Consider the following 15,267-nt stretch of genomic DNA (forward strand, 5'->3'; position numbering starts at 1 on the left):
GAGGAGACAAGTGACCGAGTCTGTGACAACCACAGCCACTGCGGACCGTAGTACCGGCAAGCCGTTCCTGGAGCTCAAGGACCTGCAGGTGCACTTCCCGACCGACGACGGTGTGGTGAAGGCCGTCAACGGCCTGAGCTTCACCCTGGAGCGCGGCAAGACGCTGGGCATCGTGGGCGAGTCGGGTTCCGGCAAGAGCGTCTCGAGCCTGGCCATCATGGGGTTGCACAAAGGCAGCCGCGCGCAGGTCAGCGGTGAGATCTGGCTGGACGGCGCCGAACTGGTGGACATGTCCGTGCCCGAGATCCGCAAGCTGCGCGGTCAGCAGGTGGCGATGATCTTCCAGGACCCGCTGTCGGCGATGCACCCCTTCTATCGCGTCGGCGACCAGCTCGTCGAGGCGTACCGGGTGCACAACCAGGTGACCAAGGCGGTCGCCAAGAAGCGCGCGATCGACCTACTCGACCGGGTCGGCATCCCGTCGCCGGACAAGCGGTTCTACGACTACCCGCACCAGTTCTCCGGCGGTATGCGGCAGCGCGCGATGATCGCGATGGCGCTGATGTGCGACCCGCAGTTGCTGATCGCCGACGAGCCGACCACCGCCCTGGACGTCACCGTGCAGGCGCAGATCCTCGACCTGATGATGGATCTGCAGAAGGAGTTCAACTCCGCGATCGTCATCATCACCCACGACCTGGGCGTCGTCGCCCAGATGGCGCAGGACGTGGTGGTCATGTACGGCGGCCGGGTGGTGGAGTCCGGCCCGGTCCGGGACATCTTCTACCGGCCCGAGATGCCCTACACCTGGGGACTGCTCGGCTCGATCCCGCGGGTGAACCGCGGTGGCGATCACCGGCTCAAGTCGATCCGGGGCACTCCGCCGTCGCTGATCAACCTGCCGAAGGGGTGCCCCTTCCAGCCGCGCTGCGATTACCAGCAGCACGTCGAGGGCCGATCCTGCACTGGCGAGGTGCCCGAGTTGCTGCAGATCGGCTCCGACCAGCACCGGGTCCGGTGCCACATCGAGACCGCGGAACGCAGCAAGTTGTTCGCCGAGCAGATCAAGCCGAGCCTGTGATGCCGGCACTCAAGAACGAGGAGCGATCGTGAGTACGTCGACGTCGGCCGAGCAGGCCGTCCGGCCGGAGCAGGGCGAGGCGCTGCTCGAGGTCAAGGGACTGCAGCGGTACTTCCCGGTCACCCGGGGGATCGTCTTCCAGCGGCAGACCGGCGCGGTCAAGGCGGTCGACGGTATCGACCTGACCATCCGCTCCGGCGAGACGCTCGGCGTGGTCGGTGAGTCGGGCTGTGGCAAGACGACCACGGGCCGGCTGGTGACCAGACTGGACGAGCCGACCGGTGGCACGATCCGGTTCGAGGGTTCGGACATCACGCACCTGAGCCGGCAGAAGATGCGTCCGTTCCGGCGCCAGGTCCAGATGATCTTCCAGGACCCGTTCTCGTCGCTGAACCCGCGGCAGACGATCGGCACGATCATCGCGGCGCCGTTCGAGATCCAGAAGGTGAAGAGCGAGGGCGGCACGAAGAAGGCCGTCCAGGCGCTGATGGAGCGGGTCGGGCTCAACCCCGAGCACTACAACCGCTACCCGCACGAGTTCTCCGGCGGTCAGCGGCAGCGGATCGGGGTCGCCCGGGCGCTCGCGCTGCGGCCGAAGCTGATCGTCTGCGACGAACCGGTGTCGGCGCTCGATGTCTCGATCCAGGCGCAGATCGTGAACCTGCTGGAGGACCTGCAGGACGAGTTCAACCTCGCCTACCTGTTCATCGCCCACGACCTGTCGGTGATCCGGCACATCTCGGACCGGGTCGCGGTGATGTACCTGGGCAAGGTGGTCGAGATCGCGGACCGTGACGAGCTCTACAACCACGCCCGGCACCCGTACACGCACGCTCTGTTGTCGGCGGTTCCCGAAGCGGACCCCGACGCGCTTGCACACCGTGAGCGGATCCGTCTCACCGGTGACGTGCCGAGCCCGCTGAACCCGCCGTCGGGGTGCCGATTCCGCACCCGGTGCTGGAAGGCGAAGGACATTTGCGCCGAGCAGGAGCCCCAATTGATGCAGATCGGCGCACCGGCTCACCAGGCCGCCTGCCACTTCCCCGAGGAGCGCGATGTGATCTGAATGTTGCGGACAGTGACTGAAAGTCTATCGATGGCAATGAACCAATCACGATCTGGTCACCGAGCCTGATGCTCGTTGCGCCACCTGTGAATCCGTGAGTTGATGACGCGGATCGATGCCAGCAGATGACCTATCCGGCCGCCGCGACCCGGCGTGGAACGTCATGACAAGGAAGGAATTACTGGCTATGAAGTACGCCAAACGAGTAGGACAGGTAGTTGCCGCTGGGGTCTCCGTGACCCTGTTGGCGACCGCTTGCGGCGGCGGCAGCGATGACGCCGGCAGCGAGTCCACTACTGCAGGCACGGCCGGGGCCAAGGGGGGCACCGTCACCGTTTACCACGTGAACGACGTCGAGCATCTCGACCCGGCGCGGAACTTCGTCACCGACTCCGGCATGATCGGCAAGCTGATCACCCGGACGCTGACGGACTACCGCTACGACGCCAAGGCCAAGAAGACCATTCTGGAGAACGACCTGGCCGATAGCTACACGTCGACCCCGGACTTCATGACCTGGACCTTCAAGCTGAAGGACGGGCTGAAGTACGAGGACGGTACGCCGATCGTTGCCGCCGACATCAAGTACGGCGCCGAGCGTTCCTTCTCCGCCGACATGCAGGAGGGTGCGCCGTACGCGCACGAGTACCTCGACTGCCCGGGCTACAAGGGCCCGTACGTGGCCGGCAACAACGGTGGCAAGGGCTGCACCGCGATCGAGGTGCCGGACGAGAAGACGGTCATCTTCAAGCTGAACCGTCCGGTCGCCACCTTCGAGGGCACCGCGAGCATGAAGGTCTGGTCGCCGGTCCCGAAGGCCAAGGACACCAAGACCGCGTATGACAACCACCCGGTCGCGACTGGCCCGTACAAGATCGAGTCCTACACCCGCAAGAAGCAGCTGGTGCTGGTCCGGAACGAGAACTGGGACCAGAAGACGGACCCGCTGCGCAACGCGCTGCCGGACAAGTTCATCTTCAAGTTCGGTGACGCCGAGGCGACCGTCGACCAGCGGCTGTTCGCCGATGGTGCGGCCGACAAGAACTCGGTCAGCTTCGCCGGCGTCCAGCCGGAGAACATCGCCAAGACGAACCAGGCGAGCGTCAAGGACCGAGTGGTCGAGGGCACGGACTTCTGCAGGCGCTACGTCGCGTTCAACGAGCAGAAGCCGCTGCTGAAGAACCAGAAGCTGCGCGAGGCGCTCTACTACGGTCTGGACCGGACCAGCTACCGTGATGCCCGTGGTGGCGAGCGGCTGGCCAAGGTGGTCGATTCGATCATTCCGGAGGAGCTGGACGGCTACAAGCCCGAGGAGAACTTCAAGGTTCCGCCGGAGGGCGACCCGGTGAAGGCGAAGGCCGCGCTGGCCGAGTCCGGTTACAAGGGTGAGAAGCTCGTCCTCGGCACTGCCGACTCGGGTCTTGCCGTCAAGGCAGCCGAGTCTGCGCAGGCGTCCTGGAAGGCTGTCGGCATCAACATCGACATCCGCAAGATCCCGGGCGACAACTACTACTCGACCCAGCAGCAGGACACCTCGGCGACAGACCTGATCACGGCCGGTTGGTGCTTGGACTGGGCGACGCTGGCGACGATCGTGCCGCCGGTGCTCGGACCGGACACCACCGCGCCGAACAAGGCCGCGCAGAACAACTACGCGCGCAGCGACAACGGCTGGGACAAGATGGCCGAGCTGGCCAAGGAGACCGACAAGGCCAAGGTGGTCACCGGCTACGCGGACCTGTACGCCGAGATCATGAAGACGGCGCCGCTGGTGCCGACCGTCAAGGACCTCAACGTCTTCGTCGTCGGCTCCAACGTCGACAGCGCTGTGTCCGACCCGAACACAGGTGGCATCCTCGACCTCACCCAGATCGGCCTGAAGAAGCCGACCAGCTGATCGAGGTAGCAGGACCCATCGCCTGATAGGTGATTGTGGGGGCGGTTCCCTTCGGGGAGCCGCCCCTTCTCCTTTGGGTAGAACGCTCCTCAGGTGGAGCGTAGGAGTTGCTCCAGGGCGGCGGCGCCGTGGGCGTTGTGCTGTTCGTGGATGGACAGGGCGATCCGCCATTCGCGGCGTGCCTCCGGGAGGCGGCCCTGGGCGTGGTGGACCTCGCCGAGGCTCTTGCGGATGTCCGCCTCACACAGCCAGTCGCCGTACTGGCCGGCGATGGCCAGGCCCTCGCTCTGGGCGGCGATGGCCTCGTGGTACCGGCCCTCGGCCAGCCGGAGCCGGCCCAGCTCGTTCAGTACCTCGGCCTGCGGGATCGCTGCGCCCGCTGTGCGGTAGAGGTTCAGACTCTCGTGCAGGGCTTCGCCGGCGACGTCGAACTGGCCGGCCTCGCGGTAGGCGACGCCGACGTTCTGGGCGATCATGCCGCGGTACTTCTCCAGGCCAGGCTCGACCAGTAGGTCCATCGCCTCGGCGAAGTGCCGCCGGGCGCCATCGGGCATCCCCGTCTTCAGGTACAGCATGCCGAGAGCCAGGCAGGCCCACGCCGCGCGGGGCGGGATGCCGAGGCGCAGGCCGATCTCGCGGGCCCGTTCGGCGTAGGGGATGCCGTCGGTGGTGCGGCCGGTGCGCTCCAGGACGTGGCTGAGGCTGCTCAGGCAGAGCGCCTGGAGATTGCCGTCGCCGGAGGCATCAGTGGTGTCCACCGCACGGCGCAGGGGAGCAAGGGCCTGCTCGTACTGGCCCAGCTCGGCATGGGCTGCTCCCAGGTCGTGCAGGACGAGCCCCTCGGCGATGCGGTCGGGCCCACCGCTGACCAGGCGCAGTACGGCCTCGTTGGCCTGGAGCCACTCGAGCCAGGCGCGGCGGACGGCGTAGTACGCGTTGAGGCCGATGGCCAGCTGTACTGCGAGGCCGGGCTGGTCCGCTGCGGCCTGCTGCACGATGCCGACGAGATTGGCCCGTTCGCCGTCCAGCCAGTCGAGCACCTCGTCCTGGCTGGCGAGGTCCTGAGCGCCGACGAGCCATTCCTTGTCGAGCCACCCCTCGCGGGTCACACCGTGCCCGGCGTACTCGCTGGCCTTCCAGACGACAGCGGAGACCCGCCTGATCCACCGGCCGTTGGCTGCTGCCTTGTCCGGCTCCGTCAGCATCTGCTCGGCAAGCTCGCGCGCAGCCACTCGTACGAGGTCATGCAGCCTGTACCGGCCGGGGCCGGGCGTTGCGAGCAGGTGCACGTCCACCAGCCGCTCGAGTACTACGACAGCTTCCGGCTCAGGGCTGTCCGACAGTGCAGCCGCTAGGGCCGACGTGAGATCCACCGAGTCCGACAATCCGAGCAGCGCGAACATCGTGACGGCCTGCACGTCGATGGGGTCGACGCTGCCGGCCAGTTGCTCGATAGACAGCACCAGAGTCGCCCGTACGCCGGAGTCGTCCAGTTGCAGCTCGTCCAGCCGGCGACGGCCGTCTGCCAGCCGCTCGGCGAGGTGGGCAACCGGCCAGGTCGGGCGGGACGCCAGCCGGGCGCCCGCCATCCGGATCGCCAGCGGCAGGCCCCCACACTGACGCACCACTTCCGCACACTCGTCCTCTGGCGCGTCCGGGCGCTCTGAGATGCGACGGAGCATCTCGATCGACTCCTCGAGCGGCGGCTCGCCCAGCTGGAACTGGCGGCCGCTGAGGCCGGCCAGGCTGCGGCGGCTCGTCACGATGACCGCACAGCCGCCCGAACCCGGGAGGAGTGGCCGGACCTGGTCCTGGTCGGAGGCGTTGTCGAGCAGTAGCACCAGGCGGCGCCCGGCGAGCGCAGTACGGAAGCGGGCGGTTGCTGTGGCGAGGTCTACGGATGGGGTCTCGCCCAGGTCCTCCAGCAGATAGGTCAGGGCGTCCAGGGGCTCGAGGGGCGGGCCGAGGCCGAAGCCGCGCAGGTCGAGGTACAGCTGGCCGTCCGGGAAGTGCTCGGCGACCTGGTGTGCGGTGTGGATGGCGAGAGTGGTCTTGCCGATGCCGCCCATGCCGGTGATGGCCGTCACACTGACGCCCTTGGCCGTGGTCAGGTGCTTGGTCAGCAGCTCCATCTCCCGGACCCGCCCGGTGAAGTCGCCACTCGCGAACGGCAGTTGCCTGGGGGAGGCCGCCAGGGCCGGCTTCGCCTTGGGCTTGTCGGTCTTGCCACGACGGGAGGCGGCCGTGGTCAGTGCGGCCGTCTGGTCGGGGTCCAGGTGGAGGGCCTGGGCCAGTGCCGCGACAGTGTTCAGCTGCGGGTAGCGCCGGGTACCTCGTTCGAGCGTGCTGATCGCCTGGATGCTCACTCCGGAGCCGGACGACAGCTCCTCCTGGGTGAGGCCGGCGGCCGCCCGGTGCCGCCGGAGCAGGGCCGCGAACTGCGAGTCCACTCCTGTACCTCCGCCGATCGCCACTTTTGTATGGGTGAACTGTATGGGTTGTACCTGGTGACCCGGTCTAGCCCGGTCGAGAATTGGATCGCACGACGACTGGGGAGGAGATGTGCATGTCGGTTTACCAGGCTGTTCCTGCGGTGCGACGCGAGGACTTCGCACCGGAGGTTCTCTGTGAGGTGTACGAGCTGGGTTCCCGCCGCGAGGCGCCGGCGGAGGCGAACGAGCTCACCGGCCGCCAGGTCACCATCGGCCGGCTGATGGCCACGGGCGCCAAGGACGCCGCGATCGCGCGGCAGCTCGGACTCTCGCTCCGCACCGTCCGGGCCGAGATCAGTGCGCTGATCGCCGGACTGGGCGCCAGGTCACGCTTCCAGGCAGGCTGTCTGCTGGTCCGCCGGTTCGGCTGAGGACCGGGACGGGAAAGCGCCAGTAACAGCGCGGGAGACTGTCCGCCGGCCAACGTAGGCTGGCGGTATGAGTGAACTTCCCGACCGCCGCCTGCTGCTGGTCCATGCCCATCCGGACGACGAGACCATCAACAACGGCGTGACGATGGCGCGGTATGTCGCCGAGGGTGCCCTGGTCACTTTGGTGACCTGCACCCTCGGTGAGGAAGGCGAGGTGCTGGTCCCGGAGCTCGAGCACCTGGCGGCCGACCAGGACGACGGGCTCGGCAAGCACCGGATCGGCGAGCTGGCCGCCGCGATGGACGAGCTGGGCGTCACCGACCACCGTTTCCTCGGCGGCGCGGGCAAGTACCGCGATACCGGGATGATCTACGACGACGAGGGCAACGCCACCGTCCCGCTGGAGACCCGGCCGGACAGCTTCTGGCGGGCCGACCTGCTGGCCGCGGCGAACGACCTGGTCCCGGTCATCCGGGAGGTCCGTCCGCAGGTGCTCGTCACCTACGACCAGTACGGCAACTACGGCCACCCGGACCACATCCAGGCGCACCGGGTGGCGACGTACGCAGCTGCCCTGGCCGCGGCACCGTCGTACCGGGAAGACCTGGGCGAGGCCTGGGACGTCGCGAAGATCTACTGGATGGCGATGGCCGAGTCGAGGATGCGGGAGAGCCTGCGCAGCCTCCGCGACTCCGGTGACACCACCACCTTCGAGGGGATGGATCCCGAAGGCCCGATGCCCGTGATGATCACGCCGGACCGGCTGGTCGACTGCGTGATCGTGGGCGATGCGTTCATCGACCGCAAGATGAACGCGATGAAGGCGCACGCCACCCAGATCACCGTCGACGGCCCGTTCTTCGCCCTCTCCAACAACAACGGCCTCGGCATCTGGGGCAGCGAGGCCTACCGCCTGGTCAAGGGCACCGCCGCCCCCGGCCCCGACGGAGTGGAAACAGACCTCTTCGCCGGCCTCTGACGGCGCAGTGACAGGTTCCACACGGTGAGTTGAGGCGTCAACCTTCTTCGGGTCTTAGGCTGCTGGGGTGACAACGGATCCCGAGGGCAGCATCGAGTCCGGGGAGTTCCGTGCGGCGCTGGGGCGGTTCGCGTCGGGGATCACGATCATGAGCACGTTGCAGGGTGGGGTCGCGCACGCGATGACCGCCAACGCGTTCACCTCGGTCTCGCTGGATCCACCGCTGGTACTGGTGTGTGTGGATCACGGGGTCCGGATGCACGACGCAGTACTGGACTGTGGCTATTGGGCCATGTCGGTGCTGACGGACAGCCATCGGGAGCTCGCCGGGCGGTTCGCCAAGTCGGGGCGAGACCTGTACGGGCAGTTCGATGGAGTGGCCACCCAGGCCGGGCCGAAGACGGGCTGCCCGCTGATCGAGGGAGCGCTCTCCTGGCTGGAGTGCCGGACCTGGGCGACCTATCCGGGCGGCGACCACACGATCGTCGTCGGCGAGGTTCTGAGCCTCGGCTCAGGTCAGCCGGATGACCCCACAGCACTGATCTACTACGACGGCCAGTACAGGGCACTCAAGGGCAGCTAACTCTGCCCTGTCCTGTAGTCTGTGCCGTTGCTGTTACATGGTTACGAGCAGGAGGACTCTGTCCGGTGGGGAGAAAACAGCTCGCGGGGATTATCGCCGCGGCGGGTTTCGGGGTGCTCGTGATCGTCTACGGTCTGGCGTTCGCGCTGACCGGCGACAAGGTCCCGGGGGATACGACCGTACTCGGCATTCCGCTCGGCGGACTGTCCGAGCAAGACGCGAAGGCGAAGTTGCAGGCCGGGCTGAAGGATCGCCTGGTGCTGCCGATCAAGGTCAAGGCCGGCGAATCGACGTACCAGGTGAAGCCCGCTGACGCCGGCCTCACGCTCGACGTGGACGCCACCGTCGCCGCGGCGGGTGCCGGGCGCAGCCTCAACCCGGCCCGGATCCTGCGGGCGATCTCCGGCGGCGACGCGATCCAGCCGGTGGTCGCCAAGGACGAGGGCAAGCTGAAGGCCGCCATCGACACCCTGGCCGGCCGGGTGAACCGCCCCGCCACCGAGGGCACGATCACCTTCGTCAAGGCCAGGGCCGTCCAGCACCCGTCCGCCGACGGGCTGGAGCTGGACAACGGCAAGGCCACCGAGACGGTCGTGTCCGGCTTCCCGTCGGACGGCAACCCGAAGGACCTCCAGGTCAGCGTGACCAAGCCGAAGGCCGGTACCGAGGCCATCGACAAGGCGATGACCGAGTACGCCGTACCGGCGATGTCCGGGCCGGTCCGGCTGACCGTCGGGGACAAGAGCGCCGACCTGCAGCCCGAGGAGCTCGCTCCCGCGCTGACCCTGGTCGCCAAGGACGGCGGATTCACGCCGAGCCTGAACGCCAAGCTGCTCGAGCCGCTGTTCGCCGAGCGGTTCAAGACCCTCGAGACGTTGCCGAAGGACGCGACGATCGGGGTCGTGGCCGGCAAGGTGAAGGTGATCCCCGCCGTCGACGGCATGGTGGTCGCGCGCGACAAGGTGGTGCCGGCGATCCTCGCGATCCTGCCGAAGCCGGCCGGTCAGCGCACCGCCGCGGTCGGCCTGGCGCACACCAAGGCGACCGTCACGACCGAGGCCGCCGCGGCGCTGGGGATCAAAGAGGTGATGGGGGAGTTCACCACCCACTTCCCGTACGCCGAGTACCGCAACGTCAACATCGGCACCGCCGCCCGCAAGATCAACGGCACGCTGCTGAAGCCGAACGAGACGTTCAGCCTGAACAAGGTCGTCGGCGAGCGGACCCGCGAGAACGGCTTCACCGACGGCAACATCATCAGCGGCGGCAAGTTCGTCCTGGACCTCGGCGGCGGTGTCTCGCAGTCGGCCACGACGACCTTCAACGCGGCCTTCTTCGCCGGCCTGAAGGATGTCGAGCACAAGGCGCACAGCGTCTACATCGACCGTTACCCGGTCGGCCGCGAGGCGACCGTGGCCTGGCCGTCGGTCGACCTGAAGTTCCTCAACGACTCCGGTAACGGGATCTACGTGCAGACGATCTTCACCGCGGCCAAGCCCGGTGGGCAAGGCACCCTGACGGTGAAGATCTGGGGCACCAAGGTCTGGGACATCACCGCGGGCAAGTCCGAGCGGACCAACTTCCGCGGCCCCGGCGTCGTCTACGACACCGCCGCGAACTGCCGGCCGCAGTCGCCGACGGGTGGCTTCGACATCAAGATCTACCGGTACTTCGCGAAGAACGGCGCGCGGGTCAAGACCGAGTCGTTCACCACGAACTACAACGCGGCCGACACGATCCACTGCGGCCCGAAGCCCGGTACGCCGACGCCCCCGCCGCCAGGCACCCCGCCAGGCCCCGGCAACCCGGGGATGGGCAAGCCGTCGACGGGCACCACACCCCGGCCGCCGAGCTGATCCTGCACTAGCGAGAAGGGCCGTCCCGTCGGGGGCGGCCCTTTGTCGTCAGGCTTGAGGCTGCTCTGGGGTCAGGCCCGATGCAGGTCGTGCAGGTTGGCGGCCACCTGGTCGAAGATGTCCTCGCCGATCGCGGCGCCCTCACGGCGTACCTCGGCGGGGTCGATCCGTAGTACGCGATCGAGCCGGACCTCGCTGTTGCGGCCGGCGGTGTCCCACGGGCCGCTGCCGATGTCTAGCCAGACCCGGCCCCAGCGGGCCTCGTCGGCGGCGTCGCGGTCGTGGTCCTTGCTGGTCAGGATCAGCGCGAGCAGGTTCGGCCCGTCCGAGCCGACGACCAGTACCGGCCGGTCCTTGCCGCGGTGGTGGTCCTCCTCGAAGGGCACCCAGGTCCACACGACCTCGCCCGGATCGGCGACGCCGTCGTCGGGGTGCGGCGTGTACTCGACATGCACGGTGCCCTCGTAGTCACCGGCGTACTCCGGTCGCGCGACCTCAGCCATGCGCCGACCCTACTGGTTCGTCAGGTAGCGGTAGCGGTAGGCCGTGGCGTAGCCGAGGTTGATGTAGGTCGTCATGGCGGGCTTGTTGTCCTCTACGACCTCCAGGTAGCTGCGGCGACCGCCCAGCTGCCCGGACCAGCGTGCGAGGCCCTGTAGGACCGCTGTGGCGAGCCCACGGCGCCTGTACTCCGGAAGGACCCGCACCGCGTCCACACCCAGCCAGTGGCCCGTCATCGAGCCGCGGCCGACCGCGACGACGTCGCCGTCCAGCTCCACCGAGGCGAAGGCTGCCTTGGGGGCGCCCTCCATCACAGCCGGCGCCGCAGCCGGGACAGGGCCTTCGAACGCAGCCTCGTACCAGGCTGCGTCAGGCTTGTCGCTGACGGTGACCTCGTAGTCCGGCGCCGCATTCACCAGGTCAAGAGTCGTGTGCATGACCTGTACGTCCGCCTGCTCCGGGCGGGCGTCGACCCAGCCGACCTGGCCGAGCTCCTGAGCCACGGGGCTGCCCAGGCGGACCATGGCCAGCGGTGGGAGGCCGCGCTCGGTGTAGAACGCCTCTGCACGCTTTACAGCCTCCGAGACCGGCATCTCGGGGTCTCCGGCGGGCAGGAGGGAGTTGGCGCGGCCGGTCCAGCCATCTGAGGCTCGCAGGAGCCACTGGCCGACGTACGAGGTCTCTACCGCAGGGCGGCCGAGGGCAGTGGTGAGGAAGAGTTGCTCGACGTCCACGGGTCGCAGGGGCATCGGTGGGATCCGTTTGGCTGCTGAGACGTCCTGCAAACGGACCCGGTGCAGCGTACTGTCAGAGTGCCGGACCACCAGCCAACCCGCGTCGTACGCTTGCAGTACCCCGATCACATCCGTCGACTGGCCGCCCGGAAGCCGGTGGCGGACCACGACACGGTGGCCGATATCACGGGCGCTGAGGCCTGACACGATGCGGACTCCTGGCAGAGTGGGGCTGGTACTACCGTGATACTAGGTAGCCGCACCACCATATGAGCATCGGGAACACCGCACCGCAGCACCCAGTCCGCTGCGCCTGCTGGCTATAGGAGGAGTACCAGTGACCTACGTCATCGCGCAGCCGTGTGTTGACCTCAAGGACCTCGCTTGTGTCGAGGAGTGTCCGGTCGACTGCATCTACGAAGGCAATCGGATGCTTTACATCCACCCGGACGAGTGTGTCGACTGCGGAGCCTGCGAGCCGGTCTGCCCGGTAGAGGCGATCTACTACGAAGACGACACCCCGGAGCAGTGGAAGGACTACTACACCGCGAACGTCGACTTCTTCAACGACCTCGGCTCGCCCGGCGGCGCTTCCAAGATGGGCAAGATCGACAAGGATCACCCCCTCATCGCCGCCCTCCCGCCGCAAGAGCACGACGAGTAACAGCTCTCCACGGACGCCCGGACGGTCAACCGACCATCCGGGCGTTCCGTGCTCCTCGCCCGCTTCGGTCGCGCAACGGTACGGCGGTCCTTGGTCAGCTGTCGATGACGTCGACGTGGACGTGGTCCAGGTGGCGGAGGGTGTCCTTGTTGCCGGGGCGGTCCGGGGCGGTGTAGTCGCGCCAGCCGTCGTCCGACCTGCCGCCGGCGGTCCAGATCTTGTCGCTGAAGATGACGGTGCGGATGCCGAGGTGATCGGCGCGGGCGACCAGGTACTGCGCCATCGCCCAGCCCTTGACCGTGTTCGCCGCCGAGATCGGCTTCACGAAGACGTCCACGGCGCGGCCGTCGTAGTGCGCCGAGCCCTCCATGTGGCCGGTTGTCACGCCGCCGGCCTGGTAGCCGCCGGTGGACAGCTTGCCGAAGGTGGTGACCAGGTCCTTGCGCACCGTCTCGGCGCGCGGCGTGAGCCCGTTCTTGCCCATCGTCTCGGCCGGCATCGACGCGGTGTCGACCGTGCAACTGAGGGCGGCCTTCGACTGGCCGGTCAGCGCGCTGGCCAGCACCCGGGCGTCCGCCTCATGGTCGGCATAGGCGTTGGGGAAGGCGCTCCGCTGCACCCGGTCGGCTGCGACCGTCACTGCGAGCTTCTGGTAGTTCTTCACCTTCACCAGCGCGTCGTAGAACTTGCCCGCCGCATAGTGCGGATCCTGGACCTGCTTGACCGTCCCCCAGCCCTGCGAGGGCCGTTGCTGGAACAGGCCGAGCGAGTCCCGGTCCCCATGCGCCAGGTTCCGCAGCCCGGACTCCTGGTACGCCGTCGCCAGGGCGATCGTCGCAGCCCGGGACGGCAGCCCACGCTGGACCGCGATCCCGACGATGATCGCCGCGGACTCAGCCTGCTCCAGGTCCAGTACTACGCTCCCGGTGCTGACCGTCGCCTCGCACTGCTCGCGGGGCGGCAGCAGCGGGCCGAATTCCTTGCCGCTGATCCAGTTGATCCCCACGCCGACGGCAACAGCGAAGGCACCCACTGCTCCCACTGCGACCAGAGCGCCACGTTTCATCGGCATACCGGTCCCAACGTGCGGGCACGGGGTACTGGTTCCTGGAGACGGGTCACGCTCTGTATGACGTGCTGCCCCTCGTCTTGGTTGGCGTGAGCTTTCACGCGTTGGCGTGCAGGGCTTCGTTCAGCGTGATGCCCTCGCCCTGCCGCGGCCGCGCCTCGACCGCGCCGCTGACGGAGTTGCGCAGGTAGAGCAGGCCGGGCTGGCCGGACAGCTCGCGCGCCTTCACCACGGAGCCGTCGGGCAGCGTGACCTTCGTACCGGCGGTTACGTAGAGCCCCGCCTCGACTACACAGTCGTCGCCGAGCGAGATGCCGATGCCGCCGTTCGCGCCGAGCAGGCAGCGCTTGCCGATCGAGATGACGGCCTTACCGCCGCCCGACAGGGTGCCCATGATCGAGGCGCCCGCGCCGATGTCGCTGCCGTCGCCGACCACCACGCCGGCCACGATCCGGCCCTCGACCATCGAAGTACCGAGCGTGCCCGCGTTGAAGTTCACGAAGCCCTCGTGCATGACCGTGGTCCCTGAAGCCAGGTGCGCGCCCAGGCGGACCCGGTCCGCGTCGCCGATCCGGACACCGGACGGTACGACGTAGTCGGTCATCCGCGGGAACTTGTCCACACTCGTCACGGACAGGTGCAGCCCGGCGGTGCGGGCGCGCAGCCGGACCTTCTCGATCTCCTCGACCGGGACCGGGCCGTGCGACGTCCACGCGTTGTTCGGCAGGGCGGCGAAGATGCCGTCCAGGTTGACGCCGTGCGGGCGGACCAGCCGGTGCGAGAGCAGGTGCAGGCGCAGGTACGCGTCGGCGGTGTCGGCCGGTGCCTCGTCGAGCGTGATCGCGGCCTGCACGACGGTACGGCGTACCTGGCGAAGGTCGTCGTTGCCCTCGGCAGCGACCAGCTCGGCCGGCGCCTGCACGCCCTCGGGCGCCTCGCCCAGTTCGGGGGCCGGGTACCAGACATCGAGCACAGTGCCCGAGGCGGTGACGGTGGCGAGGCCGAAGCCCCAGGCGCGAGTGGCGTTCTCAGTCATACCCGAAGCCTGCCAGACGCCCGAAAACCGGCGGCGGGGGGTCGCCAGTGGATCAGGGCTGGAAACACTCCACCTCCTCCACCCCATTAATTAAGCTTGAAGTTGACGTAGTGGCAGCCCTTACCGTCCTTCGTGTGGCCGGAAGGACCGGCCGCGGAGGGTGGAGGTGACGGTGGCCTGGTCGATCGCCGACGTGGCGCGGGATTCGGGGGTCACCTCGCGCACACTGCGGCACTACCACGCGATCGGGTTGCTGATCCCGGCCCGGACCGCGCCGAACGGCCGCCGGTACTACGAGCAGGAGCAGTTGCTCCGGTTGCAGCAGATCCTCCTGCTGCGTGATCTCGGGCTCAGCCTGGGCGTGGTCGCCGAAGTGCTGCAACGGCGGAGCAGCGCGAGCACGATCGAGGTGCTCGGCCGGCACAAGGAGTGGCTGCTGCGCGAGCAGTTGCGCCTCGGGCAGCTGATCCGGACCGTCGACTCCACCATCGGCAACCTCCGGGAAGGAGACGAGATGAAACCAGAGCAGGTCTTCGAGGGCTTCGAACACAACCCGTACGAAGCCGAGGCGCGCGAGCGCTGGGGCGATGAGCGGGTGGACGCCGGCTACGAACGGATGCGGGGCTGGAGCGAGCAGGACGCCGAGTTCGCGCGCACGGGGTACCCACGGGTGCATGAGGCGATCGCGGCGCTGAAGGCGGAAGGAGTAGACGTGCGGGAGCCGAGCGTGCAGGACCTGATCCAGCTGCACTACGAGGTGACCGGCTTGTTCTGGACGCCGGATCGTGAAGCCTACAAGGGACTTGGGCAAATGTATGTCGACGACGAGCGCTTCCGGCGCACCATCGGGGGCGGCGACGACAGTGTCGTGGAGTACCTGCGCGACGCGATGACCGTCTACGCGGAGACCGAACTGCCCGGCTGAAGTATCAGGGGCG

The 15,267-nt window shown here is 68.0% G+C and carries 14 protein-coding genes; 9 read left to right on the forward strand and 5 right to left on the reverse strand.

Annotated elements, in window-relative coordinates; all coding sequences use genetic code 11:
• Window positions 1-10 precede the first annotated feature (10 nt).
• The 3 genes from G3I17_RS10915 to G3I17_RS10925 all read left to right on the forward strand — a co-directional run bounded on the left by G3I17_RS10915 (window position 11) and on the right by G3I17_RS10925 (window position 4,044).
• Window positions 11-1,081 carry an ABC transporter ATP-binding protein gene (locus tag G3I17_RS10915; protein WP_164595848.1) on the forward strand — a complete coding sequence of 357 codons (1,071 nt, stop codon included), beginning with the start codon at window positions 11-13 and terminating at the stop codon, window positions 1,079-1,081.
• A 28-nt stretch (window positions 1,082-1,109) separates the two neighbouring features.
• Window positions 1,110-2,147 (forward strand): dipeptide ABC transporter ATP-binding protein, encoded by a 1,038-nt coding sequence (locus tag G3I17_RS10920; RefSeq protein WP_164595849.1) that lies wholly within the window; start codon window positions 1,110-1,112, stop codon window positions 2,145-2,147.
• 187 nt (window positions 2,148-2,334) lie between these two features.
• Entirely contained in the window at window positions 2,335-4,044 is a 1,710-nt protein-coding gene (locus G3I17_RS10925; protein ID WP_164595850.1) for an ABC transporter substrate-binding protein, read from the forward strand.
• 89 nt (window positions 4,045-4,133) lie between these two features.
• Here G3I17_RS10925 and G3I17_RS10930 read toward each other — a convergent pair whose 3' ends face one another.
• The gene (locus G3I17_RS10930; RefSeq protein ID WP_164595851.1) at window positions 4,134-6,494 is read right to left on the reverse strand and encodes an XRE family transcriptional regulator; all 2,361 of its coding nucleotides are present in this window, start codon (window positions 6,492-6,494) and stop codon (window positions 4,134-4,136) included.
• Window positions 6,495-6,610: 116 nt separating this feature from the next.
• Between G3I17_RS10930 and G3I17_RS10935 the strand changes: the two genes are divergently transcribed.
• The 4 genes from G3I17_RS10935 to G3I17_RS10950 all read left to right on the forward strand — a co-directional run bounded on the left by G3I17_RS10935 (window position 6,611) and on the right by G3I17_RS10950 (window position 10,325).
• A complete protein-coding gene (locus G3I17_RS10935; RefSeq protein WP_239062394.1) occupies window positions 6,611-6,907 on the forward strand; it encodes a LuxR C-terminal-related transcriptional regulator in 297 nt (98 codons plus the stop codon).
• A 67-nt stretch (window positions 6,908-6,974) separates the two neighbouring features.
• On the forward strand, window positions 6,975-7,886 hold the full coding sequence (mshB, locus tag G3I17_RS10940; RefSeq protein WP_164595853.1) for an N-acetyl-1-D-myo-inositol-2-amino-2-deoxy-alpha-D-glucopyranoside deacetylase: 912 nt from the start codon (window positions 6,975-6,977) through the stop codon (window positions 7,884-7,886).
• Window positions 7,887-7,953: 67 nt separating this feature from the next.
• Window positions 7,954-8,469: a flavin reductase family protein gene (locus G3I17_RS10945; RefSeq protein ID WP_164595854.1), complete on the forward strand. Its 516-nt coding sequence runs from the start codon at window positions 7,954-7,956 to the stop codon at window positions 8,467-8,469.
• A 65-nt stretch (window positions 8,470-8,534) separates the two neighbouring features.
• Window positions 8,535-10,325, forward strand: coding sequence for a VanW family protein (locus G3I17_RS10950; protein ID WP_164595855.1), 1,791 nt, complete (start codon window positions 8,535-8,537; stop codon window positions 10,323-10,325).
• A 71-nt stretch (window positions 10,326-10,396) separates the two neighbouring features.
• On the opposite strand, the gene G3I17_RS10955 is transcribed toward G3I17_RS10950, so the two are convergent.
• On the reverse strand, window positions 10,397-10,828 hold the full coding sequence (locus G3I17_RS10955) for a type II toxin-antitoxin system PemK/MazF family toxin (protein WP_164595856.1): 432 nt from the start codon (window positions 10,826-10,828) through the stop codon (window positions 10,397-10,399).
• A 9-nt stretch (window positions 10,829-10,837) separates the two neighbouring features.
• The gene (locus G3I17_RS10960; protein WP_164595857.1) at window positions 10,838-11,575 is read right to left on the reverse strand and encodes a GNAT family N-acetyltransferase; all 738 of its coding nucleotides are present in this window, start codon (window positions 11,573-11,575) and stop codon (window positions 10,838-10,840) included.
• Between the two features lie 322 nt (window positions 11,576-11,897).
• Between G3I17_RS10960 and fdxA the strand changes: the two genes are divergently transcribed.
• Window positions 11,898-12,224 carry a ferredoxin gene (gene fdxA / locus G3I17_RS10965; RefSeq protein WP_164595858.1) on the forward strand — a complete coding sequence of 109 codons (327 nt, stop codon included), beginning with the start codon at window positions 11,898-11,900 and terminating at the stop codon, window positions 12,222-12,224.
• A 94-nt stretch (window positions 12,225-12,318) separates the two neighbouring features.
• Here the strand turns inward: fdxA and G3I17_RS10970 are convergent, their stop codons facing one another.
• A complete protein-coding gene (locus G3I17_RS10970) occupies window positions 12,319-13,296 on the reverse strand; it encodes a hypothetical protein (protein ID WP_164595859.1) in 978 nt (325 codons plus the stop codon).
• 94 nt (window positions 13,297-13,390) lie between these two features.
• On the reverse strand, window positions 13,391-14,329 hold the full coding sequence (gene dapD, locus G3I17_RS10975; RefSeq protein ID WP_164595860.1) for a 2,3,4,5-tetrahydropyridine-2,6-dicarboxylate N-succinyltransferase: 939 nt from the start codon (window positions 14,327-14,329) through the stop codon (window positions 13,391-13,393).
• 172 nt (window positions 14,330-14,501) lie between these two features.
• On the opposite strand from dapD, the gene G3I17_RS42060 reads away from it, so the two are divergent.
• Complete coding sequence (locus G3I17_RS42060; RefSeq protein ID WP_164595861.1) at window positions 14,502-15,254, forward strand: TipAS antibiotic-recognition domain-containing protein; 753 nt, start codon at window positions 14,502-14,504, stop codon at window positions 15,252-15,254.
• Window positions 15,255-15,267 lie beyond the last annotated feature (13 nt).

The sequence above is a fragment of the Streptomyces sp. SID13031 genome, from assembly GCF_010548305.1.
Taxonomy (GTDB): Bacteria; Actinomycetota; Actinomycetes; order Propionibacteriales; family Kribbellaceae; genus Kribbella.